The sequence below is a fragment of the Candidatus Thiodubiliella endoseptemdiera genome (assembly GCF_964212635.1).
Lineage (GTDB): Bacteria > Pseudomonadota > Gammaproteobacteria > PS1 > Pseudothioglobaceae > Thiodubiliella > Thiodubiliella endoseptemdiera.
Genome location: NZ_OZ156463.1, coordinates 793,012 through 814,707 on the forward strand (window position 1 = coordinate 793,012; position 21,696 = coordinate 814,707).

Here is a 21,696-nt window from a genome sequence, read left to right on the forward strand (position 1 = left end):
AAGTAATACATTATAATAACCAAGTTATTAATTATTAGGAAGGAAAAATGGCATTAGAAAGAACAGGAAATGGATATTTGGTTGACCCAAGCATCTGGAGCGAAGAAATTATGTTTGAAATGGCAAAAGAAGACGACATAGAACTCACCGAAAGCATGGTTACGCAAATTATGGCAGCCAGAGACTATTTTGCTGAGAACTCATCAGTCCCCCCTATCAGAACTTTCGCCAAAGTCGTCGGCATTGACAAGAAAATCTTATTTAAAGAGTGGCTCACCGGCCCGATGAAGCCTATCACCAAATACGGTGGTATGCCACAACCAACAGGTTGTGTTTAGCATATCAATAACCCAATAACAAAACCCGCCGAAAGCGGGTTTTTTTATCATTAATATTATCCCAAACACAACGGCTTACCCCAATGAAAATCAGCAAACACCCCTGCCGACCTTATTCGCCATTTGCTTTTTTCGCTTCCGCTAAAGTGTAGCCCATGCCAATTCAAAATACCCAATAGCTTTCTTGGTTTTGCCTAGTGCTTGGTAAATCAATCCAAATTCATTCAAATAGAGACCTTTGCATAAATAGGGATGATTAGCAAAATGACAGATTTTATTAAATTGGAAATTTTTTAAATCCACTCCTAGCAGGGCTAAGGGTGTTTTTAAAAAGTTTGTAATTTGATGAAAGATGGCGTTTTGATGATTATTCATATTTATGCAAAGGTCTCAAATAAAGTATATTTTCTGTTACCAGATTAAAAGCTTGCTAAATCAGACTCCTCACTGAAGCTAATGCTTGGTCTATTTTGCTAGAATCGGTGCCACCGCCTTGTGCCATATCGGGGCGACCGCCACCTTTGCCGCCGACTTGTTGGGCGACATGGTTAAGGATTTTTCCTGCTTGGTATGTATCGGTTAGGTCTTTGGTAACGCCAGCAACTAAGGATACTTTTTCACCGCTAACGGCTGCTAATACGATAACGGCGGTGCCGAGTTTGTCTTTGAGTTTGTCGGCAATATCGCGTAAATCTTTGCCGTTCACGCCACTCACAACGCTGGTGAGGACGGGCACGCCGTTCACATTTTGCACTTGGCTGACCAAATCGTCGCCTTGATTGCTGGCGAATTGTTTTTGGAAAGAAGCCAGTTGTTTTTCTAGGGTTTTTTGATGGTCAAGCAATTGCGCAACTTTTTGGACAACTTGTGTGCTGCTTGACTTGGTCATCTGTGCGATTTGGTGCAAATGGTCTTGTGTTTGATTATCAAATTGATAAGCGCTATAGCCTGTTACCGCTTCAATACGACGGATGCCAGCAGAAACACCGCCTTCTGAGGTGATTCTAAACAGCCCAATATCGCCGAGTTGCTTGACATGAGTGCCGCCACACAGTTCGACTGAAAAGTCGTCTTTACCCATAGTTAAAACCCGCACCTTATCGCCGTATTTTTCTCCGAAAAGTGCCATTGCACCATTCTTTTTGGCGGTGTCAATATCGCTAACAGCGGTATGTACTTTGGTATTGCCTAAGATTTTTCGATTGACCATGCCCTCAATTTTCTCTAGATCTGATTTGGTAATCACTTCATCGCGTGTGAAGTCAAAACGCAGTTTCTCACTGTCAACCAATGAGCCTTTTTGTGTTACTGTTTCGCCCAAAACCGTGCGCAGTGCAGCATGCAATAAATGCGTGGCTGAGTGGTTTCTGGCAATGCGTTTGCGAGATTTTTTATCAACAGCGGCGACTAGCACAACACCCACTTTTAAAATACCGTTGTTTAAAACGCCGTGATGCTCGAATGCGCCTGTTTTTTGTTTTTGCGTCCGTGTTACTGTAAAAAGCGTTGCGGGGTTGGAAAGTGTGCCGCAATCGCCCACCTGACCGCCCGACTCAGCGTAAAAGCTTGAACTGGCAAGCACGACAATAGCCTGCTCGCCTGCTTCAATTTGTTGCACTAATTCGCCTGCTTTAATCAGGGCGATGACTTCAGAGGAATTTTCCAACTGCTCATAGCCTAAAAACTGCGTTTGTTCGCCAATATCAACGCCTTTTTGCAAGGTTTTGAAATCCCCTGCTTGGCGGGCTCGTTCGCGTTGTTTGGTCATTTCAATTTCAAAGCCTGTCATATCAATGGTTAAATCCTGCTCCCGTGCAGCGTCAGCGGTCAAATCTGCTGGAAAACCATAAGTATCGTAAAGTTTAAACACTGTTTTACCGTCAATTTCATGGCCTTTAAGTTTGGCAATCGCCTCGGCTAAAACTCCCATACCTTGGTTTAATGTCTGTACAAATCGCTGCTCCTCTCGCTTTAACACCTTTTCAACATTGGCTAGGTTTTTCTTTAATTCTGGGTAAGCGTCTTTGAGCTCTAGTGTCAAAACTGGCGCTAAGCGATAGAAAAAGACTTTGTTGATGCCAATTTTATGCCCATGACGAATAGCGCGACGAATGATACGACGCAACACATAGCCACGCCCTTCGTTGGAGGGAATCACGCCATCAACAATCATAAATGCAGTGGAACGAATATGGTCGGCAATCACCCGCACTGAGGCGTTATCTTGCTTAATGCTGCTGTCCTCTTGGGTTAATTCAACAATGGCTTTGGTCAACGATTTAAAGCCATCGGTGTCATAATTGTTATTTTTGTGTTGCAATACCGCTGCCAATCGTTCCAGCCCCATACCAGTGTCCACGCAAGGCGCATCAAGTGGTTTGAGGTAGCCATCTTCTTGCTTGTCATATTGAGTGAACACCAAATTCCAAATTTCAATATACCTATCGCCATCTTCATCAGCGTGTCCTGGTGGTCCGCCAGCGATGTCCTCACCGTGATCATAAAAAATCTCGCTGGATGGACCGCATGGGCCAGTATCGCCCATTTGCCAAAAGTTGTCTTTAGCGCCACAACGAGAGATGCGATTTCTGGGGAAGCCAATTTCATTTACCCAAATATCTTCCGCCTCATCGTCTTCTTCAAACACACTGACCCAAAGTTTTTCTTTTGGCAATCCCAATTCAACCGTTAAAAACTCCCAAGCGTATTGAATCGCCTCGCGTTTGAAATAATCACCGAATGAGAAATTACCCAACATTTCAAAGAAAGTATGATGGCGTGCGGTGTAGCCGACATTTTCCAAATCGTTATGTTTGCCCCCTGCACGCACACATCGTTGACAACTCACTGCACGGCTATAAGAGCGCTTTTCCACGCCACTAAACACATCTTTAAACGGCACCATACCCGCATTCACGAACAATAAAGTTTTATCATTATGCGGAATAAGCGAAGCACTCGGCTCAATAGTATGCCCTTTTGAAGCGTAAAAATCTAAGAATTTTTGTCGTATTTGTGCGGTTTTCATTGCAATGCTTTAGTAAAAAGAATAAAAGATTGAATTATACTGAAATGAGCGAGGTCTCGCCTACACCTTAACAGATAATTTTAAGGCAGTGTCTTGTTTAATACTCCTAACGCTTGAATTCAGCGATCGCGGGTCGCGTAAACGGTCGGCTGGAATGAATTGTTATGCGTTATTTTCATTGTACATTTCCTTTAAAGAATTAATGCTTATTGTATCTTTTTTACGATGAAGCATTGCATGACAATTGGGACACACAGAAATCAAATCTTTTTCTGGGCTTACTACATAACTTTCGTTTATTTCTGACAATGGTTTAATGTGATGAACATGAATAAACCCAATACCAATAGAACCATATGTAGTTTCAAAATTAATATTACAAACAGCACAGTTCAAACCATGTATTTCAATACATTTATTCCTGGCTTTTCTATCTCTTTCATATGCATTTACAGTAATAACTTTTTTAGCTCCTTCTGTATATTGATTAGGGTTTTCTATCTCGTCTAGCGATTTATAGATAAAGTTTGTTTCTGTAATAAACTTAAGATATTTCCTTAGTGCCGTGCCACAATTATTTTTATAATTTTCTGCTAAATCAGTTTTTGATAATTTTTCAATTACAATATCAACATCTTTTTTTGATGAAATTGTAGAGTCATTTATTATGATATCTAGAGTTTTTGAGATGGTTTCTAAATATATTCCATAACTATAAGCGCTATTTATTTGAAGTCCATTTTGGACTAAAAATTCAATATACTCATACTCATTTTGAACCATTACATATTCCTATTATTACGCATAACGCTTGAATTCACCTGACGCGTAAGCGGTCAGGTGGAATGACTTGTTAGATGCTTTTTTAAATAATTAATGTTTGTGTCTCCATATCTCTAGGTAAAAAATTCCACACTAAACCTCAATTATTTATGTATTATCTCAACAGTAGATATACCTCTATCCGATCGCATTACAGGATCGCTTGCATTATTTACACATTTAAAGGTAATTGTAGATCCGCCAAAGCGAACACCGGGCACATTATCCTTGTTACTTTGAGTGACTAATTGCAATTCTTTTCCAAGTGATTCGCAAAAATGGTTGCCTTCAACTATTAGGTCGCCAGTGGTTGCACCAACATCACCAAATATACCTGCATAGTTTGTTTTAGATGAATAATAAGTATTAGCCCCAATTTTGATAGGTACAGTACTTGCACAGCTAGATAATAGCATAGTGGTAATAAAATAAATGTAAAATTTTTTCATAATACAGCTCCCTTGAAGTCTTAATTTTTTAAAATAAATGGAAATAAATGAATAAATGGGGACATGAATAAATGGGGACAGGCTGCGATTCCCCCACTTGACTGGACACCACTTCAATAAATTATACCCTTGTTCTTTTTGATTGAACAATGGGGTTTGGGGGCTTGCCCCCCAAATTGGCGAAGCCAACCCAACTTAAGCCTAAAAGGCTTTTGTTAAGTTGGGTAATTCTCCTTATAAAACGCTTGTTCATAATCATTGGGACATAAATGGGGACAGGCTACTTTTATCATAGTTTTTTCTTATTTTTTGGTCTTCCTCTAACCTTTAGAGTTGACAGCAAACCATGCTTCTTTGCCATTTTTATAACCCAGTTTTCATTGCCAAGTGGTGCTTGTCTATTAATACTGTTTCTGATTTTATCTATTTCTTTTTGAGTTTGTGGCGTATTGACATATTCCACCCAGTTATCTAGTTCTCCATAAGGCTTGTTCAATATCTTTCTATTTCTAAAAACTCTTTCTGATAATGACCCGTATTGCCAATCTTGTGCTGTTTTGCTTAAATCAGCCCTTAACGCATTAGCCTCTATATAGTATAATAAATGGGGACAGGCTACTTTTATCATAATAAATGGGGACAGGCTACTTTTATCATAATAAATGGGGACAGGCTACTTTTATCATAGTTTTTTCTTATTTTTTGGTCTTCCTCTAGCCTTTAGAGTTGACAGAAAACCATGCTTCTTTGCCATTTTTATAACCCAGTTTTCATTGCCAAGTGGTGCTTGTCTATTAATACTGTTTCTGATTTTATCTATTTCTTTTTGAGTTTGTGGCGTATTGACATATTCCACCCAGTTATCTAGTTCTCCATAAGGCTTGTTCAATATCTTTCTATTTCTAAAAACTCTTTCTGATAATGACCCGTATTGCCAATCTTGTGCTGTTTTGCTTAAATCAGCCCTTAACGCATTAGCCTCTATATAGCGCATCAAAGTTAGATAATAACTGTCTTTTTCAACAATAAAACTTTTAAATCTACCTTGCCAAATATGTCCTGAGGTTTTGTTTTTCTTATGATAATAACGCACATGAGAAGTCATCACCCATTGCATAAATTTACTCAGACTATTTTCACCTTGCGGTACAAGTAATAAATGAAAGTGATTAGGCATCAGGCAATAGGCGTGTAACTCAATATTCTCTCTTTCTAGCCCTGTTTTTAATAATTTTAGGAAAAACTCGTAATCATCCTCATCATCAAAAACTTGCATACGCATATTTCCTCTATTGATAATATGATAGATTCCGCCTTGGGTTTGGCCTCTTGGTATGCGTGGCATTTTAGTGTTGGGGTAAAAGTGGGGAATTATATCATAAAAAGTAGCCTGTCCCCATTATTTTCTGTCCCCATTATTTTGCAAAATATTGCTATTAGAGTGAATGGTATAGATACCCCAGAGATTAGGGGTAAATGTAAAAAAGAGAAAGAATTAGCGATTAATGCCAGAGATTTTGTTAGAAATTTGTTGTTAAAAGCCAAAGTGATTAAATTGACAAATATTGCAAGAGGCAAATACTTTAGGATTGTTGCCAATGTGCTGATTGATGGCGATAGTTTAGAAAAACAAGTATTAAATAAAAAACTTGCCTATGTTTATGATGGTGGTAAAAAATTAGGCTGGTGTAATTAATAGCATTCCATCTAACGGCGTGGCAATAACCCGCCTAGTAATTTATTTAGAGTTTACTCTATTTTAAATTCTCTAGGTCGGGTTGATTGGCTTGTTAGACGCCGCAGGCGGATAACGAGTTAATCCATTATTGCCACGCCGTTAGATCCGACCGCTCTGCGGTCGGCTCTAACGCCTTGCTCAGCGGCAATTTAGAGGGGCACGTTTTTGCGAAAGCAAAACAAGTGACGCTATAAATTGTCCGCTGGAGCTAATTGTTATGTTTATTTTTCGCTTTTCTTGTATGTCTCAGAGTACATAGTAGTAATGCTGTCTAAGTCTAACTTATGAGTATCTAAAAGATGTTGTATTTTCTGATCGCTAACTTCATGCAGCACATACTTTGCAAATTCTTTATAAAAACTTTTGACATTATCTTTTAGTAATTTCAATTTTCCTTTTCGCATTACTTCCACTGTATGTGTAAAATCCGCATGATATGATAATTTGATAGTTGGAATTATTAAAATGCGCTTACATTTAGCATCAGCATATACACTTTCAAACCAACCTGAGTGTGAATTCATCTGGCCCGCTTCATGTTTTGATATTTCAGTCCGAGATTCATCCACCTCATTTTTACATTCCAATAGTATGTATTGATTTTCAATACCACACCAAAGATTATCAGGTCCTTTTTTTATTTCTTTGTCTGGTCGCTGACTAAGAAAACCAATAGCATCACCTAATTCCTTCAATGCAGCCTCGAATTTTTCAGAGGGCATACCAAATGTTAGGTTTTGAAAAATCCCATCTAGTGAAATCATCATATCTTCATATTGACTAAATTGTTGAAGCCATTCTTTTATCCGTTTCACTCTGTTTTGGTTAATGAATTCAATTTTTTTGTAACTTATGCCTTCTCTGGGCTTCAGCAATTGAAGATTATTATGGAACGCTGATTTTTGAATTTGATTAGCATCAATTTTACTTGTGCGATATTTGTATCTAGCCAGTTGCTGTAGATACCATCCTTTTTCTGTGTCATCGTTATTGAATTGATCACACAGACCTTGCATAAGCGCACATGCTTTATCATATTCCCCAAGCATAAATTGTCGTTCTGCATCATATTCAACATGTAAAGTATCATGGATACTCTGACGTACTTCCTCCGAAGAAATATCGTCCATTTCTTCAGAGTAATATTCCTTCCATCCTTCATCACGATTTAAAGCTTGACTCATTAGATTAACAAGTACCTTATATGGCTCTTCATCGTTAGCATCTTCATTTGCAAAAGAAGCTACTTGCATACCAATTTCAATTTGTTTTCTTGTTTGTGCGGAGAAATATTTATTGCTAATTGGGCTCTTAACAAATTTAACCAAATCTCCACCGACCAATATTATAATGCTATAGTCTTTTTCGCCCCTAACGCTTCGACCTAATCCTTGCTCTACTTTTTGCGCAATACGTACGTTCATAATGTCACTGTTAGATCTACAATCTTCTTCATACCTGTCCAAAAGTGAGTCAAAATAAGGTTTTGAATCTATGATCAAAATACGACAAGCATTATCTGGAAGGTCAATGCCATCATATCTATTTGCAAATACGGCTGTTTGTGAATAGGATCCATCTTTTAACGCTTTAACAACTTGAAAAATATCATTACTACTGACAACTTTAGAACCGATTTTTTCGTATTGTTTCTTTTTACTAAATCCTGGTACAAGAGCAACTATTCCAAACTGCCTTTCTGAATTAGTCTTTGCCAACCAATTTATTACTGAGTCTCTTTCAAGATCTTCACTAATGAGCGAAGGAATTAAAATCATTTTTTCGCCAGACCAAGTAAGTTCCGTATTCGCCAAAGGGTTAGATACAGATTGAACATCAAACCCTAAGCCTTTAATAAAAAATGAATCATCTTGGGTCGTTGCTGACATTAAAACTCTGTTTTTAGCCTTGGAAAACGTCCCAAATTTTTCTATTGGCATCAATGTTGGTGATATTTCTAATGATTGACCAGAAATAAAAGCCTGACAGTTTGCTATACCATCCTTAATAACCGGCCAAACAAATTTAATTTCTATATCATTCTTGCTGCCGATAAGTGCTTGTGATATTTCATTTCTTTTTTCATACCAACTCCAATAAGGGATAGGAAGCATCGTATTGTAATCACCACTTTCTATTTCTAGAAAGCTACCTTCTCCTTGTTCTCTTACATCATCCTCAAATATTGATATTACTTTTTTATAGAGAGAATGCTTGTTATCCACCTTTATAGTTAATGCGTTCTTTAGTGAATCAATACAAGCATGGGAGTCATCAAGTATAATCGTCCCAACACTTACTGACTTATTTCCTAAACCAAATATCGTACGACCATTAAATACTTTTTGAACATGAGTGATTAGTATTTTTTTACCTATAATGAAATCCTCAGGGATATCATTGTCAGCACTTATTTCACAAATAGGTATACCAAATTTCTGCGCCTCTAACCTTACTTGCTCCGCAAGATATATGTTTGGACATACATATAGGCAAGCCCCATCATTTGAGTTGATTTTGGATTGAAGTAACAATAATCCAATGAGCGTTTTACCTTCACCAGTGTGAAGTTTTATTATGTTGTTTTTTTCATCTTTTCGAGACGAATACCAATCAGATAAAACTATTTTTTGCGATGGCCTTAATGGCCCAGTCTCACTTCGCCTATCCAGAGAATCATAGATGTCTTCTGGGTTAACTTTTTTTACTACCCTTTTCTTTTTCAGTCTTTTATTGAAGTCAACCATCTCTTATTCTCTATTTTATATACCAGCTACAATTTTTTTAAACATAACGGCGTGGCAATAACCCGCCTAGTAATTTATTTAGAGTTTACTCTATTTTAAATTCTCTAGGTCGGGTTGATTGGCTTGTTAGACGCCGCAGGCGGATAACGAGTTAATCCATTATTGCCACGCCGTTAGAGCCGACCGCTCTGCGGTCGGCTCTAACGCCCGCCATAACCGGCAGTTAAAAGCAGAGAGGAGCGTAGCGAAACGGCGCTTTTAACTGTCCGAGTTAATGGCATTGTTAGCTTTTTCATATTCAAAACGTTGCTCCATGACTTTTACTAATTTACTGATATTGGTATTTATTTTCTTTAATTCTTCTGCTGTTTTCTTATCCCAGTTACGATCAGATGAATCAGTTAGCTCCCAAGCCCTAATGCCTAAGCGGCTAGTTGCCTTTTTAAATTTATTTAGTCGCAATAAAGAATTGGGTCTTTCAAATGAAATATCTACGTCAATATGGCTTGAACCAAAATACTTGTTTAAACCTCCATACTGTCCCCAAGTAATCACAAATTGCTGGTTTGGAGCAATGTAAGGAATTCCATTTATTAAAGGGCCATCAACTATTTTTTCAGGCATTTGAGCATCATCAAAGCCAAATGCTTTGCTAGGCAATGCTTTTTCAGGTGAGAAGGTTACGTTTAGAGCAGGACTTTTACCTATATTATGAATAATAAGATTTATTATACTTGGGCGCTTAATATCGGGTTGTGAATAAAGTATTACTTCTGGGTCTGTTGATGAACGGTAGATTGTATAAGAAATTAATACCGAACTTACGGCAATTAAAGCCATTAAAAAAGAAACCCAAAAGTTAGCAGTATTAACCCATTCCATTTTATCGCTCTCTTATTTTGTAAAGCTAACTATTATTATTAAGGACATATTTCCCTATATTCCGATATTAAAAATAAAATCCTGTAAAAATGTTGTATTTTTACAACTTCATTGGTCTGAAACTAGGTTTTTACTTATTAATATTGGCAATTATGATAACAGAAACAACGCCTATCGGCAAAAAAATATGGAAATTAATGCAGGGTTCAAAAGAACCAAAATAAAGACTTATCCGCTTGACGCTCTATTTTGATGATTTTTCTTAGCGGTTCATTTTGGTAAAAACTTGCTCTATTTTTTGCTCTAAAGCCAACAAACTAAAACCCCGCACTTCTTCAATAAATTTCTGACCCATAAAAAATACTTGCACCACGGGTAGTGAAAACACGCCGTATTGGGCGCAGACTTCTTGCAATACTTCGCAATCAATATAAACCATTTTTAGATTGGGGAATTTCTCTGAGTATTTTGCAACAATCTGCGGTTTAATGGTTTGGCACACACCACAATTTTCACCGCCAAATAATACCAATAACGCATTTTGTTCTTGCTTGAGTCTGTCTAATTGTGCTTGATTTTCAATCTGAATCATAACTGTTCTTTAAGTTGATTGAAGAAAGTTTCAAAATCGAGTAACTCTAATTTTGCGTCTCTTTGCTTCTCACCCCACATTGGCTCAGGAAAATAACTGTCCAACTCAAATCGTGCCATCACATGCCAATGCACCTGCGGCAACATATTGCCAAAAGATGCAATATTGATTTTGTCTGCATTAAAATAATTCAACATTAATTTTTCAGCAATATCAATCACCCGAAAAAATTCCGTTTTTTCCTCAAGCGTGCATTCACTAAATTCTTTCACCTTGCGCTTAGCAAAAACTTTTACCCACGGGATTTCACTGGGTTCAATTTCTACGGTAATTAAATTATTTTCATAAATCATGAGACCTTTGTATAAATAGGGGTGATTAGCAAAATCCAATTTTTGTTCAATGGGTGATTTTTTAAAATCAGCCTTAGTAGGGCTAAGGCAGGGTTTAAAAAATTGCCCAGTGGATGAAAAGTGGATTTTTGATGATTATTCATATTGAGACCTTTGCATAAATAGGGATGATTAGCAAAATGACAGATTTTATTAAATTGGAAATTTTTTAAATCCACTCCTAGCAGGGCTAAGGGTGTTTTTAAAAAGTTTGTAATTTGATGAAAGATGGCGTTTTGATGATTATTCATATTTATGCAAAGGTCTCATATTTATACAAAGGTCTCATTATATTCGCTCCAACAACATCGCATCGCCATAGGAGAAAAATCGGTATTTTTCATCAATCGCATGTTGATAAATTTCCATCATTCTATCACGCCCGATAAAGGCACTGACTAGCATTAATAATGATGATCTTGGCAGGTGAAAATTGGTAATTAGGATGTCTATGACTTGGAATTTATAACCGGGGTAAATGAAGATATCGGTTTCTTCTTGTATGGCTTTAAGCGCTCCGCCTCTTGCTGCAGACTCCAAAGAGCGTACTGCTGTTGTTCCCACGGCAATAACTCGCCCACCGTTGGCTTTGGTTTGGGTGATTTTATCCACTGTTTCTTGTGGCACTTCGTAATATTCGCTGTGCATATGATGGTCTTTAATGTTGTCGGTTTTGACAGGTTGGAAAGTGCCTGCGCCAACATGCAATGTGACGAAAGCTGAGTCAACCCCTTTAGTTTTTAAAGAATCCAACAAGTCTTCATCAAAATGCAATCCTGCTGTAGGGGCAGCGACAGCGCCGTCTTTTTGTGCAAAAACAGTTTGGTAGCGGCTTAAATCTTGTTCGTTATCCGCTCTTTCAATATATGGGGGGAGTGGAGTATGTCCCACTTTATCCAACAAATCAAGTAGTGAATCTGTGGCAAATTCAAGTGTGTAAAAACCTTTGTCTTTGTTTAAAACAACTGCTTTAACTTTATTTTCTAAAATAAGATGACTGCCAATTTTAGGTGCTCTGCTAGCGCGAATCATTGCTAATGCCTGGTTATTACTTAACAAGCGTTCAATCATAATTTCAACTTTACCGCCCGATTCCTTGTATCCGAATAAACGAGCAGGAATTACTTTGGTATTATTCATTACTAACAAATCCCCTTCTTTGATAAAATCCCCAATATTTCGAAAAAATGTATCTATAATCGGAAAAATTGGCACTAAAAGTCGTGAATCTGTTCTATTTTTCGGTGGGCTTTGTGCAATCAGTGCTTCAGGTAAGTTAAAATCAAAATCACTGAGTTGCATTATTATTTAACCTGTAATGAACCTTTCTTGAACAACTCTAAAAGTTGATAAGTGGCAGTAACAACGGCACGGGGTGTTATTGTTGCCCCTGTAAAGGCATCAAACGAACCGCCATCTCTCTTGACTTTCCATTGACTTTTACTAGGGTTGGTCAAAGACATACCTTTGAATTGTTTGATCCAATTGGATTTTTTGGTTTCTACTTTATCACCCAAACCCGGGGTTTCTTTGTGTGCAATCACGCGAACGCCTAAGAGCTGGTTGTGGGTATCGATGCCTGTTAATAGGCGAATAGTGCCACTATAGCCATTTGGATAAGCGTGTTCAATTAGATAAGCGAAAGTCTGATTATTGTGTTTAGCAGGGTAAATATTCACGGTTTGCTTAATGCCGTGCAAGGTAATTTCTTTTGAGAATTTATCTTGCAAAATGTTATTATCATAATCTGAAACCAACTCATTAAGTCGTTCAATGAGTAATTGCTCTTCGTTATATTTAATGCGTTCTTTCATTAAATCTTGTGCCAACGAAACGAAAAATATACTGATGGCAGCAAAGATAAGTAGCAACATGCCTGCTTTGATTATCGGTTGTGATTTCATTGACCAAATACCTTAGGTTGTGTGTAATAATCAATCAACGGCACAGTAATATTCATCAACAAAACAGCAAATGCAACGCCATCTGGATAGTTGCCAAAAGTGCGAATAATTACAATCAGCATACCAATAAAAAAGCCATAAATAAGCCGCCCTTTGGGTGTGGTGCAGGCAGACACTGGGTCGGTAGCAATGAAAAACGCACCCAACATTGTGCCACCCAGCATTAGGTGATTCTGAATGGGTAGGTAATGCTCGGTGTCGCCAAATGAGAGTAAAAAGGCAGTGATGACAATACCTGATAAAAAGGCGAGTGGAATATGCCAAAAAATAACACGGCGAACCAATAGATACAATCCACCCAATAAAAATCCTGCGTTAATCCACGCTTGTGCTGTTGAATGCACGCTCAATTCACTGATGATTTTGCCTAAAGCCAACTGGGTTTTGACATCGTCTAATCGGGTTGCACCACTCAACGCATCCACAGGATTGAGATTAAAAATTACCTCAAAGGCTTGAGTGAAAGTTACAAAATCGCCCGCCCAAGTGGTCATTTGCAAGGGGTATGAAATCAGCAAAAAGGCATAGCCTAACATTGCTGGATTAAAAGGATTATTACCCAGTCCGCCATACAATTGCTTGCCGAAAATAATGGCAAAACTCACGCCTACCACGATAATCCACCACGGGGCAATGGTGGGAATTGAAATGGCTAATAAAAATCCTGTGAGCGCTGCCGAACCATCGCTAATGGCAGGGGAAATCGGTTGTTTTCTGATTTTTAAAAATATGGATTCTACGGCAATTGCGGTTGTTACTGCTAACACAATTTGCAGCATTATCCCCCAACCAAAAAAGTAATAAGACGCACTAACGCCTAAGACAAGCGCATAAATCACTTGTCGCATCATTTGTGAAGAAGAACTAAATATTGCTATCATTTTTTATTTTTTACCCTTGTTATTGCGTCTGCTATTTTATCTTTTTGAGTCTTGTCGCCTGCCATTTTTTGCTTCAATTCTGCTTTTTTTCTTGCCATCATCTCGGTGCGTTCGGTTTTATTACGCACCAGTCGATATTCTCTATATTCAAATCGCTTTCGGGCATTATACACTTTTTTCTGTGCTTTCAGAGTTTGGCGGTGTAACGCCTTCGCAAACGAAAAATACGATGCCAAAGGAATATGACTTGGACACACTACATCACAACAACGACATTCAATACAACTGCTTAAATTATACTCCATTGCTTTCTCAGTATTCTCACTTTTGGCATACCAATATAATTGCTGTGGCAACAAATCCACTGGGCAAACTTGATTACATTGCCCACAACGAATGCATTCTTGTACAGGTTGCTTTGGCTTAGCATTATTGACGAAAATACAATTAGTAATCTTACAAATCGGTATATCCAACGACTGTACATCAATGCCCATCATCATGCCGCCCATACGCACATCGTGCTGTTTATCATTCGGTTCTGCTAATGCAATAATATGCCTAAATGATGTGCCCAAACGCACTTCAAAATTATTCGGCGTTACTGCATCACCCGTTACTGTTACAATGCGTGAAATCAAAGGTTTGTCTTCAACTACAGCGTCAAAAATGGCTTTGACAGTGGATACATTCTGACAAAGAATCCCATGGTTTATGGCAAGTTCATCTGCTGGAATTTCAATATTTAATAACGCTTTGATGAGTAATTTTTCTGCACCTGAGGTGTATTTAGTTGGGATTTGGATGATGCTAATTCTCTCATTATGATTAAACATCAACAGCGAATGATAAGCTTCCTGTTTATCGTCTTCAATTGCAATGAAAACCTGCGTCGCCCCTGTAATTCGCAACAACACTTCCACCCCACGAATCACTTCACGGGCATCGTGTTGCATCAACGCATCATCGCACATAATCCCCGGTTCGCACTCGGTGGCATTGATAATTAAGGTATGGCAATTGGTCGCTTTTTTCAATTTTGAATGCGTTGGAAACCCTGCACCACCCAAGCCAACAATGCCTGATTGTTGCAGATATTCAATCAAAGTCTCACGCGAGCAATGCAAAAAATCACCCACACCTTTATTCTTAATCCACTCGTCTTTGCCGTCAGATTCAATGGTAATACAGTTTGATTTAAGCCCTGATTTATGTGGAATAATTTGTGCATCAATTGCCACCACCGTGCCTGAAATTGAGGCGTGAATAGAAGCACAAAACTGGTCTGGCGTCTGTGCAATTAACTGCCCTGTTAGGACTTTATCACCAACCTTAACACAGGGCTCAGCCTCCGCACCTATGCGTTGTTGCAAAGGCAAAACTACTTTATCAGGTAAGGGTGCTTGAATAATTTCAACCCGCGTCACGGGATACGGATTATTAATCACAATACCATTATTAAATGCATCAAACATCTGCCACCTCGGCTATAAAAGTCCTTAGCGTTGGCTGAATTTTCTTAATGAGACCTTTGCATAAATAGGGATGATTAGCAAAATGACAGATTTTATTAAATTGGAAATTTTTTAAATCCCCTCCTAGCAGGGCTAAGGGTGTTTTTAAAAAGTTTGTAATTTGATGAAAGATGGCGTTTTGATGATTATTCATATTTATGCAAAGGTCTCTTAATATAAATACAATCCACAGGACAAACTGGGATGCACAAATCACACCCCGTGCATTCATCCTCAATCACCGTCGTCATTACCTTAGATGCACCAACAAACGCATCCACAGGACAGGCTTGAATACACAAAGTGCAGCCAATGCATAATTTTTCATCAACATATACAACATGGTCGGTGGTATTTTCGCCATGTTCTTCATTCAGTAATAAAGTTTCCACTCCCAATAATTCTGCCAACGCATCTACACCTTCTTGCCCACCTGGCGGGCACTGGTTAATTTCTGCTTCGCCTTTTGCCAATGCTTCAGCATAAGGTTTACAGCCTGGAAAATCACATTGCCCGCATTGCGTCTGAGGCAAAATTGCATCAATCTGATCCACTAAGGGATTGCCTTTAACCTTAAATTTAATCGCCGCATAACCTAGAATTAACCCTAATACTAACGCCAACAAAGAGAAAATGAAAATAGATTCAATCATGCCAATCCAACGAACCCCATAAATGCCATTGACATTAATCCTGCGGTAATCAATGCAATCGGCACGCCTTGAAAAACAGTGGGAACATTTGCCCCATCAATGCGTTCGCGAATGGTTGAAAATAATACCAAAACAAAAGAAAAACCAATCGCCGCACCAAAACCATAAACCGCCGATGCCAAAAATCCATTATCTTGATTAACATTCAACAAAGCAACACCTAGCACTGCGCAATTGGTGGTAATCAATGGCAAAAATACGCCTAAAGACTGGTGTAAAACAGGGGAAGTTTTATTCACCACCAACTCCGTAAAACCCACCACGCCTGCAATCGTCACAATAAAGGCAATGGTACGCAGGTATTCCATTTCAAACGGCACCAGAATATAAGTATTAATCAAATAACTACTCACGCTCGCCAAAGTTAGCACAAAAGTCGTAGCAAAGCCCATACCAATAGCAGTTTCGACCTTCTTTGACACACCCATAAATGGACACAAGCCCAAGAACTTCACTAAAACAAAGTTATTGACCAAAATAGTACTTACTAAAATTAAAATATACTCATTCATAATAAATCATATAGGGCTTGGCGAATACCCTCTAATTCCCTCTTTGTTATAGTTGCAATCTTATCGCCCACTCTATTTTTAGACAAAGAGCGAATTTCATAAATACACGCATCCGACTCTTTTTCAAGTTTCTGCCTTTTGCTAATAGGGTAACGATAAGGCTGGTTATCTTTAATCACTAAACTTGACAATGGTATAACAACAGCCGTTGCAAATATCGTTGTGTCTTGATTGTCACTCAAAATAATAGCTGGCCTTAGCTTGCCAATTTCGCCTTTTTTCGTCGGTTCAAAATCAACCAAACAAATATCGCCTTTATTTAACACTTTACTCAATGCCGTCTCCTGCCGAGCCATCTCCAATAGGGTCAAGCATCTGTGCTTCTGCTGCACGCTTAGCATTTTTTAGTCGCTTTGACTTTTCTAGTTCATTTAAAAATTTTAAAAAATCTGTCTTTAATGTGTTTGGCACAAAATAACCAATTTCTTGTTTTTTTCTACCGTTAATAATGCTAATCACCTGATCAGTTTGGAAAAAATCAACTGATTTCCGCATATCTGCCATAGTCGCTTGAATCATTACACCCTCTTATTCTGTTAAATCATTATGTAACATTATAATGTAATATCAGAGTTACAAAAATACTTTCAAAAGTCCAAATGAACTAATCATCAATAAAGTCAACCCAACCCAGCGTTTAAACAAAACATCATTTTGAATAATTTTATCATGCAATTTGAGTCCGATTATATGTCCAATCGTGGCGACTGGAATTAACATCAAAGATAATTGCCAATCAATTGGTACACCGACTGCAACAAAAGCGACCATTTTAATGCACACCAAAATAAACCATAATACAAATAGTGTATTACGCAAATATTGTTTTGCCACATAACGCATATATACTGCGACAATCAGTGGTGCGCCTGTCAGTGAAGTGCCTGCCACATAACCCCCTAAAATCAATAACAATTTATCCACCCAAGGACGATGTGAAGTGATTTTTTGATTAAAAATCCAAGTAATAGCGTAAAAAATCGTAATGGAATAGACAAAAATAATCATCACTTTATCAGGTAACGCCAATAATCCAAACACCCCAATTAAAGTCGGCGGAATAATCCACCAAAGTGACTGTTTAAGATATTTCCAATCCACTTGTTTGATAGATTTTGCCAAAGTTAGCGACGAGAAAAATAACAAATGCAGCCCAATTACTGGCAGCCAATAAACCGGCGACCCACCCAATAACAACATTAACGGCAACCCCAATGCCGCCCCACCAAAGCCAAGCCCCGTACGCACAAACCCCGCCCACATAAAAATCAAACTGACTAAAAATAATTCTGTATTGGAAAAAATCACAATCTGTCTAACGGCGACACAACCCCTTGCCCACCTTGCTTTAAAACATGCGTATAAATCATCGTCGTTTGCAAATCACTATGCCCAAGCAAACCCTGAATAGTGCGAATATCCGTCCCTGTTTGCAACAGATGCGTGGCAAACGAATGGCGAAAAGTATGTGCCGACACTTTTTTATGGACACTTCTACATTTCCCCACAGCCACTTTAATCGCCTTATTCACCGCTGACTGGTCAATATGATGACGGCGCTCAACATTCGTGCGTGGGTCGGTGGCAATATTTCTACTCGCAAACACATACTGCCACCCAAACTCTTTATCTGCATTCGGATATTTTTTAGCCAAAGCATTCGGCAAATACACCCCACCAAAACCCACCGCTAAATCCTGCTCGTGGATTATTTTTCTTTGAGCGATATGTGCCTGCAACACAGGTATCGCTTTTTTTGCCAATGGCGTTACCCGGTCTTTTTTACCCTTACCATCACGCACTGTAATTTGGCAATAATCAAAATCCACATCCTGAACTCGCAATCGCACCAACTCAGAAATCCGTAATCCACCACCATACAACAACGAAACCATCAACGCATTAACCCCCGTTAATTGTGCAAAAATCTTTTTAACCTCTCTCGCACTCAACACCACAGGAATCCGTGGCTGCTTACGACTGCGCGTTGCCCGCACATTTTCCAGAGGCCTTTTAAGTACTTCTTTATACAAAAAAACCAACGCATTAAATGCCTGATTTTGCGTTGAAGCCGCCACATTTTGCCCAACCACTAAATCTGTCAAAAATACCTCCACTTTATCCTCAGCATTCTCAAACAATTCATCCCCACTCTGCATCTGAGAAAATTTAATAAAGCGCTTCACCCAATCACAATAACTACTCTCAGTTTTATAAGCATAATTCATCCGCCGCATTATTTCTCGCATTTGCTGAATGGTTGATTTCTTATCTGTTATCATATGTCCGTTAAATTTGAATTTTGTATAAATTTTTTACCCTAATATCAAATATTAGGTAAAAATTGAATTTTATCTTAAAAATAGATGGAATTTTGTTGTTTTTACAGGTTTTATTTTTAATATAGCAATATAAGGAAATATGTCCTTATAATAATAGTTATACGCCTAATTAAAATTATGGGTAAAATTTAGATTTTAAAAATAAAGAGGATAAAAAAATGTTAAAAAATATAATTATCAGTATTATTGTATTGGTGAATATGTTGATTGTTGGCTGTGTATCTCAGCCAGTAAATAATAATTCACAACAAGGTGATAGAATTACAGTAGGCACAGTACAAAAAGAAATTAAAGTTGGCATGAGTGCTGCCTCTGTTGCTTCTGCACTTGGTAGTCCGAATATTTTAACGTCAGATGACAACGGTGGAGAAGTTTGGATTTATGACAAAATATCCTCAAATGTGAGTTATTCAAGTAGTGACGCCTATGCAACGATACTGCTAATTGGCGGTAGCGAGTCCAGTTCTAGCGCTTCCAGCTCTCAAAGAACACTAACCATCATTATTAAATTTGATGCCAATAAAAAAGTATCTACTTTCAAATATCATACTTCTAGATTTTAATTTTTATTGGAGATAATTATGCGTTTTAAATTATATGTAGTTATTCTATTTTCTCTATTTATCACATCGTGTGGCACAATACCAAAGGACGCTTTAAGGCTTACACAAAAAAGTTTAGAACTGCGACAAATACAGCAAAAAGAATATAACAATGTTACAGAAAAACATATGTTAATTGCTTCTGCTAATGTTTTACAAGATATTGGCTTCATCATCAAAGAAAGTGAGCAGGATTTAGGATTATTGATAGCAGAAAAAACCAGAGATGCAACTAATACTGGTCAAGTGATAATGGCTATATTGTTAGGCACTCCAATGGATACACATCAAAAAATTAAAGTGTCTTTAATTACTAGAATTAAAAATAATAATTCTATTTTAGTTCGTGCAAGTTTTCAGAGGATAGTGTTTAGTGATACACAATACCAAAGTGGTGTACCTACTACAATGGAGTACATAAAAGATAAGAAAATTTATCAAGACTTTTATACTAAGTTAGATAAAGCTATATTTTTAGCAAAACAAGGAATTTAACATGAACATCAAAAAACTATTACTTTTAAGCGTTGTAACTTCATCTTTTTTACTGGCTGGCTGTGTAAGTTCTACTGCTCAAATTATTAATTCAGAATCTCAATCTCAATTAAAAGTAAGATCATATCAGACTAAAGTTTATGATAATATTTCAAAAATAAAAGCAACCAGAAGCACAATAGCAGTATTGCAAGATTTAGGTTTTGTCATTGATAAAGCAGATTTATTAACTGGAACTGTATCAGGTACAAAATTAGATGGTTATAAGCTGGTCATGAGTATAACAATAAGACAAGCGCAAAAATCAGTAAAGGTAAGGGCAAATGCTCAATACGGCATCAAAGCAATTAAAGACCCTAAAATATATCAAGACTTCTTTGTATCTTTAGATAAAGGTATGTTTTTGGAGAAAAATGCACTATGAAATAATGGGGACAGGAAATAATGGGGACAGGCTACTTTTTATCATATAAAATAAGGGGACGCTACCCTTTTATTTATTAAATTATATTTAAAAACAATAACTTATGACTATAAAAACACCTAACAAATCATTCCACCTGACCGCTTACGCGTTAGGTGATTTCAAGCGTTATGTTTAAAAAGGAGTTGAGATGTTTTTTAGTAGATTAAAAGTAATTCACTGGCAACAGTTTGAAGATATAGACTTAAAATAATGGGGACAGGCTACTTTTTATGATATAATTCCCCACTTTTACCCCAACACTAAAATGCCACGCATACCAAGAGGTCAAACCCAAGGCGGAATCTATCATATTATCAATAGAGGAAATATGCGTATGCAAGTTTTTGATGATGAGGATGATTACGAGTTTTTCCTAAAATTATTAAAAACAGGGCTAGAAAGAGAGAATATTGAGTTACACGCCTATTGTCTAATGCCTAATCACTTTCATTTATTACTTGTACCACAAGGTGAAAATAGTCTGAGTAAATTTATGCAATGGGTGATGACTTCTCATGTGCGTTATTATTATAAGAAAAACAAAACCTCAGGACATATTTGGCAAGGTAGATTTAAAAGTTTTATTGTTGAAAAAGACAGTTATTATCTAACTTTGATGCGCTATATAGAGGCTAATGCGTTAAGGGCTGATTTAAGCAAAACAGCACAAGATTGGCAATACGGGTCATTATCAGAAAGAGTCTTTAGAAATAGAAAGATATTGAACAAGCCTTATGGAGAACTAGATAACTGGGTGGAATATGTCAATACGCCACAAACTCAAAAAGAAATAGATAAAATCAGAAACAGTATTAATAGACAAGCACCACTTGGCAATGAAAACTGGGTTATAAAAATGGCAAAGAAGCATGGTTTGCTGTCAACTCTAAAGGCTAGAGGAAGACCAAAAAATAAGAAAAAACTATGATAAAAGTAGCCTGTCCCCATTTATTTATGTCCCCATTTATTTAAAGTAGCCTGTCCCCATTTATTTTGTCCCCATTTATTTCATTTATTTATGAAGGATAAAAAATGAAAAAATTATTACTATTGCTTCCAATTATCGTATTACTTACTGCATGTGGTGAGCCAGAAGTTAAAGCAACCCCTGTTGCACACGATTTAATTGAGAACCCTGGTGCATTTAAGACTAAGTAAT

Annotated in this window: 29 protein-coding genes; 7 read left to right on the forward strand and 22 right to left on the reverse strand. The window is 37.5% G+C overall.

All coding sequences use genetic code 11. The features are described 5' to 3' along the window. Positions 1 to 47: 47 nt before the first annotated feature. Positions 48 to 338, forward strand: coding sequence for a TusE/DsrC/DsvC family sulfur relay protein (locus AB8525_RS04195; protein WP_369152822.1), 291 nt, complete (start codon positions 48 to 50; stop codon positions 336 to 338). 141 nt (positions 339 to 479) lie between these two features. Here AB8525_RS04195 and AB8525_RS04200 read toward each other — a convergent pair whose 3' ends face one another. From AB8525_RS04200 to AB8525_RS04225, 6 genes are all read right to left on the reverse strand, one after another. Next, positions 480 to 713, reverse strand: coding sequence for a hypothetical protein (locus AB8525_RS04200; protein WP_369178794.1), 234 nt, complete (start codon positions 711 to 713; stop codon positions 480 to 482). A 55-nt stretch (positions 714 to 768) separates the two neighbouring features. After that, complete coding sequence (gene alaS, locus AB8525_RS04205) at positions 769 to 3,366, reverse strand: alanine--tRNA ligase (RefSeq protein WP_369152825.1); 2,598 nt, start codon at positions 3,364 to 3,366, stop codon at positions 769 to 771. Positions 3,367 to 3,528: 162 nt separating this feature from the next. Beyond that, the gene (locus AB8525_RS04210) at positions 3,529 to 4,149 is read right to left on the reverse strand and encodes an HNH endonuclease (RefSeq protein ID WP_369178796.1); all 621 of its coding nucleotides are present in this window, start codon (positions 4,147 to 4,149) and stop codon (positions 3,529 to 3,531) included. Positions 4,150 to 4,292: 143 nt separating this feature from the next. Further along, a complete protein-coding gene (locus tag AB8525_RS04215) occupies positions 4,293 to 4,637 on the reverse strand; it encodes a hypothetical protein (RefSeq protein WP_369178798.1) in 345 nt (114 codons plus the stop codon). 289 nt (positions 4,638 to 4,926) lie between these two features. Further along, a complete protein-coding gene (locus AB8525_RS04220) occupies positions 4,927 to 5,265 on the reverse strand; it encodes a hypothetical protein (RefSeq protein ID WP_369178799.1) in 339 nt (112 codons plus the stop codon). Positions 5,266 to 5,319: 54 nt separating this feature from the next. Then, positions 5,320 to 5,982, reverse strand: a complete 663-nt coding sequence (locus AB8525_RS04225) for a transposase (RefSeq protein WP_369178801.1) — start codon at positions 5,980 to 5,982, stop codon at positions 5,320 to 5,322. A gap of 96 nt (positions 5,983 to 6,078) precedes the next feature. Between AB8525_RS04225 and AB8525_RS04230 the strand changes: the two genes are divergently transcribed. Then, positions 6,079 to 6,333, forward strand: coding sequence for a thermonuclease family protein (locus tag AB8525_RS04230; RefSeq protein ID WP_369178803.1), 255 nt, complete (start codon positions 6,079 to 6,081; stop codon positions 6,331 to 6,333). Between the two features lie 263 nt (positions 6,334 to 6,596). On the opposite strand, the gene AB8525_RS04235 is transcribed toward AB8525_RS04230, so the two are convergent. The 16 genes from AB8525_RS04235 to AB8525_RS04310 form a co-directional block, all read right to left on the reverse strand. Then, positions 6,597 to 9,122, reverse strand: coding sequence for a DEAD/DEAH box helicase family protein (locus AB8525_RS04235; protein ID WP_369178805.1), 2,526 nt, complete (start codon positions 9,120 to 9,122; stop codon positions 6,597 to 6,599). 258 nt (positions 9,123 to 9,380) lie between these two features. Further along, the gene (locus AB8525_RS04240; protein WP_369178807.1) at positions 9,381 to 10,004 is read right to left on the reverse strand and encodes a hypothetical protein; all 624 of its coding nucleotides are present in this window, start codon (positions 10,002 to 10,004) and stop codon (positions 9,381 to 9,383) included. 262 nt (positions 10,005 to 10,266) lie between these two features. Continuing rightward, positions 10,267 to 10,596: a thioredoxin family protein gene (locus tag AB8525_RS04245; RefSeq protein WP_369178809.1), complete on the reverse strand. Its 330-nt coding sequence runs from the start codon at positions 10,594 to 10,596 to the stop codon at positions 10,267 to 10,269. After that, positions 10,593 to 10,949 (reverse strand): HIT family protein, encoded by a 357-nt coding sequence (locus tag AB8525_RS04250; protein ID WP_369151403.1) that lies wholly within the window; start codon positions 10,947 to 10,949, stop codon positions 10,593 to 10,595. The genes AB8525_RS04245 and AB8525_RS04250 overlap by 4 nt, the downstream gene beginning before the upstream one ends. Beyond that, complete coding sequence (locus AB8525_RS04255) at positions 10,946 to 11,239, reverse strand: hypothetical protein (protein ID WP_369178811.1); 294 nt, start codon at positions 11,237 to 11,239, stop codon at positions 10,946 to 10,948. The genes AB8525_RS04250 and AB8525_RS04255 overlap by 4 nt, the downstream gene beginning before the upstream one ends. A 37-nt stretch (positions 11,240 to 11,276) precedes the next feature. Next, positions 11,277 to 12,290, reverse strand: a complete 1,014-nt coding sequence (gene queA / locus AB8525_RS04260) for a tRNA preQ1(34) S-adenosylmethionine ribosyltransferase-isomerase QueA (protein ID WP_369178813.1) — start codon at positions 12,288 to 12,290, stop codon at positions 11,277 to 11,279. A gap of 2 nt (positions 12,291 to 12,292) precedes the next feature. After that, the gene (gene rsxG / locus AB8525_RS04265) at positions 12,293 to 12,892 is read right to left on the reverse strand and encodes an electron transport complex subunit RsxG (protein WP_369178815.1); all 600 of its coding nucleotides are present in this window, start codon (positions 12,890 to 12,892) and stop codon (positions 12,293 to 12,295) included. After that, a complete protein-coding gene (locus tag AB8525_RS04270) occupies positions 12,889 to 13,833 on the reverse strand; it encodes an RnfABCDGE type electron transport complex subunit D (RefSeq protein ID WP_369152838.1) in 945 nt (314 codons plus the stop codon). The genes rsxG and AB8525_RS04270 overlap by 4 nt, the downstream gene beginning before the upstream one ends. Then, positions 13,830 to 15,308, reverse strand: coding sequence for an electron transport complex subunit RsxC (gene rsxC, locus AB8525_RS04275; RefSeq protein ID WP_369178817.1), 1,479 nt, complete (start codon positions 15,306 to 15,308; stop codon positions 13,830 to 13,832). The genes AB8525_RS04270 and rsxC overlap by 4 nt, the downstream gene beginning before the upstream one ends. Next, positions 15,301 to 15,501, reverse strand: a complete 201-nt coding sequence (locus AB8525_RS04280; protein WP_369178819.1) for a hypothetical protein — start codon at positions 15,499 to 15,501, stop codon at positions 15,301 to 15,303. The genes rsxC and AB8525_RS04280 overlap by 8 nt, the downstream gene beginning before the upstream one ends. After that, positions 15,494 to 16,000, reverse strand: coding sequence for an electron transport complex subunit RsxB (gene rsxB, locus AB8525_RS04285; protein WP_369152841.1), 507 nt, complete (start codon positions 15,998 to 16,000; stop codon positions 15,494 to 15,496). Before rsxB ends, AB8525_RS04280 begins: the two co-directional genes overlap by 8 nt. Then, entirely contained in the window at positions 15,997 to 16,572 is a 576-nt protein-coding gene (gene rsxA / locus AB8525_RS04290; RefSeq protein WP_369152842.1) for an electron transport complex subunit RsxA, read from the reverse strand. Before rsxA ends, rsxB begins: the two co-directional genes overlap by 4 nt. Beyond that, positions 16,569 to 16,898 carry a type II toxin-antitoxin system PemK/MazF family toxin gene (locus tag AB8525_RS04295; protein ID WP_369179011.1) on the reverse strand — a complete coding sequence of 110 codons (330 nt, stop codon included), beginning with the start codon at positions 16,896 to 16,898 and terminating at the stop codon, positions 16,569 to 16,571. The genes rsxA and AB8525_RS04295 overlap by 4 nt, the downstream gene beginning before the upstream one ends. A 1-nt stretch (position 16,899) precedes the next feature. Further along, on the reverse strand, positions 16,900 to 17,151 hold the full coding sequence (locus AB8525_RS04300; protein WP_369152844.1) for a hypothetical protein: 252 nt from the start codon (positions 17,149 to 17,151) through the stop codon (positions 16,900 to 16,902). Positions 17,152 to 17,205: 54 nt separating this feature from the next. Next, positions 17,206 to 17,940, reverse strand: a complete 735-nt coding sequence (locus AB8525_RS04305; RefSeq protein ID WP_369178821.1) for a TSUP family transporter — start codon at positions 17,938 to 17,940, stop codon at positions 17,206 to 17,208. Further along, positions 17,937 to 18,914 (reverse strand): integron integrase, encoded by a 978-nt coding sequence (locus tag AB8525_RS04310; RefSeq protein ID WP_369178823.1) that lies wholly within the window; start codon positions 18,912 to 18,914, stop codon positions 17,937 to 17,939. Before AB8525_RS04310 ends, AB8525_RS04305 begins: the two co-directional genes overlap by 4 nt. A 218-nt stretch (positions 18,915 to 19,132) precedes the next feature. On the opposite strand from AB8525_RS04310, the gene AB8525_RS04315 reads away from it, so the two are divergent. From AB8525_RS04315 to AB8525_RS04335, 5 genes are all read left to right on the forward strand, one after another. Beyond that, complete coding sequence (locus AB8525_RS04315) at positions 19,133 to 19,537, forward strand: hypothetical protein (RefSeq protein WP_369178825.1); 405 nt, start codon at positions 19,133 to 19,135, stop codon at positions 19,535 to 19,537. A gap of 18 nt (positions 19,538 to 19,555) precedes the next feature. Then, positions 19,556 to 20,071 (forward strand): hypothetical protein, encoded by a 516-nt coding sequence (locus AB8525_RS04320; RefSeq protein ID WP_369178827.1) that lies wholly within the window; start codon positions 19,556 to 19,558, stop codon positions 20,069 to 20,071. Position 20,072: 1 nt separating this feature from the next. Continuing rightward, positions 20,073 to 20,495: a hypothetical protein gene (locus AB8525_RS04325; RefSeq protein ID WP_369178829.1), complete on the forward strand. Its 423-nt coding sequence runs from the start codon at positions 20,073 to 20,075 to the stop codon at positions 20,493 to 20,495. A 307-nt stretch (positions 20,496 to 20,802) separates the two neighbouring features. Continuing rightward, positions 20,803 to 21,465 (forward strand): transposase, encoded by a 663-nt coding sequence (locus AB8525_RS04330; protein ID WP_369178831.1) that lies wholly within the window; start codon positions 20,803 to 20,805, stop codon positions 21,463 to 21,465. A gap of 104 nt (positions 21,466 to 21,569) precedes the next feature. Then, positions 21,570 to 21,695: a hypothetical protein gene (locus tag AB8525_RS04335; RefSeq protein WP_369178833.1), complete on the forward strand. Its 126-nt coding sequence runs from the start codon at positions 21,570 to 21,572 to the stop codon at positions 21,693 to 21,695. The last annotated feature ends 1 nt before the right edge of the window (position 21,696 follow it).

Bases quoted from the DNA above. Each gene is read 5' to 3' on its own strand.
- AB8525_RS04225 (WP_369178801.1), bottom strand. From the start codon at position 5,982: ATGCCACGCATACCAAGAGGCCAAACCCAAGGCGGAATCTATCATATT.
- AB8525_RS04245 (WP_369178809.1), bottom strand. From the start codon at position 10,596: ATGATTCAGATTGAAAATCAAGCACAATTAGACAGACTCAAGCAAGAA.
- AB8525_RS04270 (WP_369152838.1), bottom strand. From the start codon at position 13,833: ATGATAGCAATATTTAGTTCTTCTTCACAAATGATGCGACAAGTGATT.
- AB8525_RS04250 (WP_369151403.1), bottom strand. From the start codon at position 10,949: ATGATTTATGAAAATAATTTAATTACCGTAGAAATTGAACCCAGTGAA.
- AB8525_RS04300 (WP_369152844.1), bottom strand. From the start codon at position 17,151: ATGATTCAAGCGACTATGGCAGATATGCGGAAATCAGTTGATTTTTTC.
- rsxB (WP_369152841.1), bottom strand. From the start codon at position 16,000: ATGATTGAATCTATTTTCATTTTCTCTTTGTTGGCGTTAGTATTAGGG.
- AB8525_RS04315 (WP_369178825.1), top strand. From the start codon at position 19,133: ATGTTAAAAAATATAATTATCAGTATTATTGTATTGGTGAATATGTTG.
- AB8525_RS04220 (WP_369178799.1), bottom strand. From the start codon at position 5,265: ATGATAAAAGTAGCCTGTCCCCATTTATTATACTATATAGAGGCTAAT.
- rsxA (WP_369152842.1), bottom strand. From the start codon at position 16,572: ATGAATGAGTATATTTTAATTTTAGTAAGTACTATTTTGGTCAATAAC.
- AB8525_RS04280 (WP_369178819.1), bottom strand. From the start codon at position 15,501: ATGAATAATCATCAAAACGCCATCTTTCATCAAATTACAAACTTTTTA.
- AB8525_RS04195 (WP_369152822.1), top strand. From the start codon at position 48: ATGGCATTAGAAAGAACAGGAAATGGATATTTGGTTGACCCAAGCATC.
- AB8525_RS04310 (WP_369178823.1), bottom strand. From the start codon at position 18,914: ATGATAACAGATAAGAAATCAACCATTCAGCAAATGCGAGAAATAATG.
- alaS (WP_369152825.1), bottom strand. From the start codon at position 3,366: ATGAAAACCGCACAAATACGACAAAAATTCTTAGATTTTTACGCTTCA.
- rsxC (WP_369178817.1), bottom strand. From the start codon at position 15,308: ATGTTTGATGCATTTAATAATGGTATTGTGATTAATAATCCGTATCCC.
- AB8525_RS04235 (WP_369178805.1), bottom strand. From the start codon at position 9,122: ATGGTTGACTTCAATAAAAGACTGAAAAAGAAAAGGGTAGTAAAAAAA.
- rsxG (WP_369178815.1), bottom strand. From the start codon at position 12,892: ATGAAATCACAACCGATAATCAAAGCAGGCATGTTGCTACTTATCTTT.
- AB8525_RS04240 (WP_369178807.1), bottom strand. From the start codon at position 10,004: ATGGAATGGGTTAATACTGCTAACTTTTGGGTTTCTTTTTTAATGGCT.
- AB8525_RS04330 (WP_369178831.1), top strand. From the start codon at position 20,803: ATGCCACGCATACCAAGAGGTCAAACCCAAGGCGGAATCTATCATATT.
- AB8525_RS04325 (WP_369178829.1), top strand. From the start codon at position 20,073: ATGAACATCAAAAAACTATTACTTTTAAGCGTTGTAACTTCATCTTTT.
- queA (WP_369178813.1), bottom strand. From the start codon at position 12,290: ATGCAACTCAGTGATTTTGATTTTAACTTACCTGAAGCACTGATTGCA.
- AB8525_RS04210 (WP_369178796.1), bottom strand. From the start codon at position 4,149: ATGGTTCAAAATGAGTATGAGTATATTGAATTTTTAGTCCAAAATGGA.
- AB8525_RS04200 (WP_369178794.1), bottom strand. From the start codon at position 713: ATGAATAATCATCAAAACGCCATCTTTCATCAAATTACAAACTTTTTA.
- AB8525_RS04255 (WP_369178811.1), bottom strand. From the start codon at position 11,239: ATGAATAATCATCAAAACGCCATCTTTCATCAAATTACAAACTTTTTA.
- AB8525_RS04335 (WP_369178833.1), top strand. From the start codon at position 21,570: ATGAAAAAATTATTACTATTGCTTCCAATTATCGTATTACTTACTGCA.
- AB8525_RS04320 (WP_369178827.1), top strand. From the start codon at position 19,556: ATGCGTTTTAAATTATATGTAGTTATTCTATTTTCTCTATTTATCACA.
- AB8525_RS04215 (WP_369178798.1), bottom strand. From the start codon at position 4,637: ATGAAAAAATTTTACATTTATTTTATTACCACTATGCTATTATCTAGC.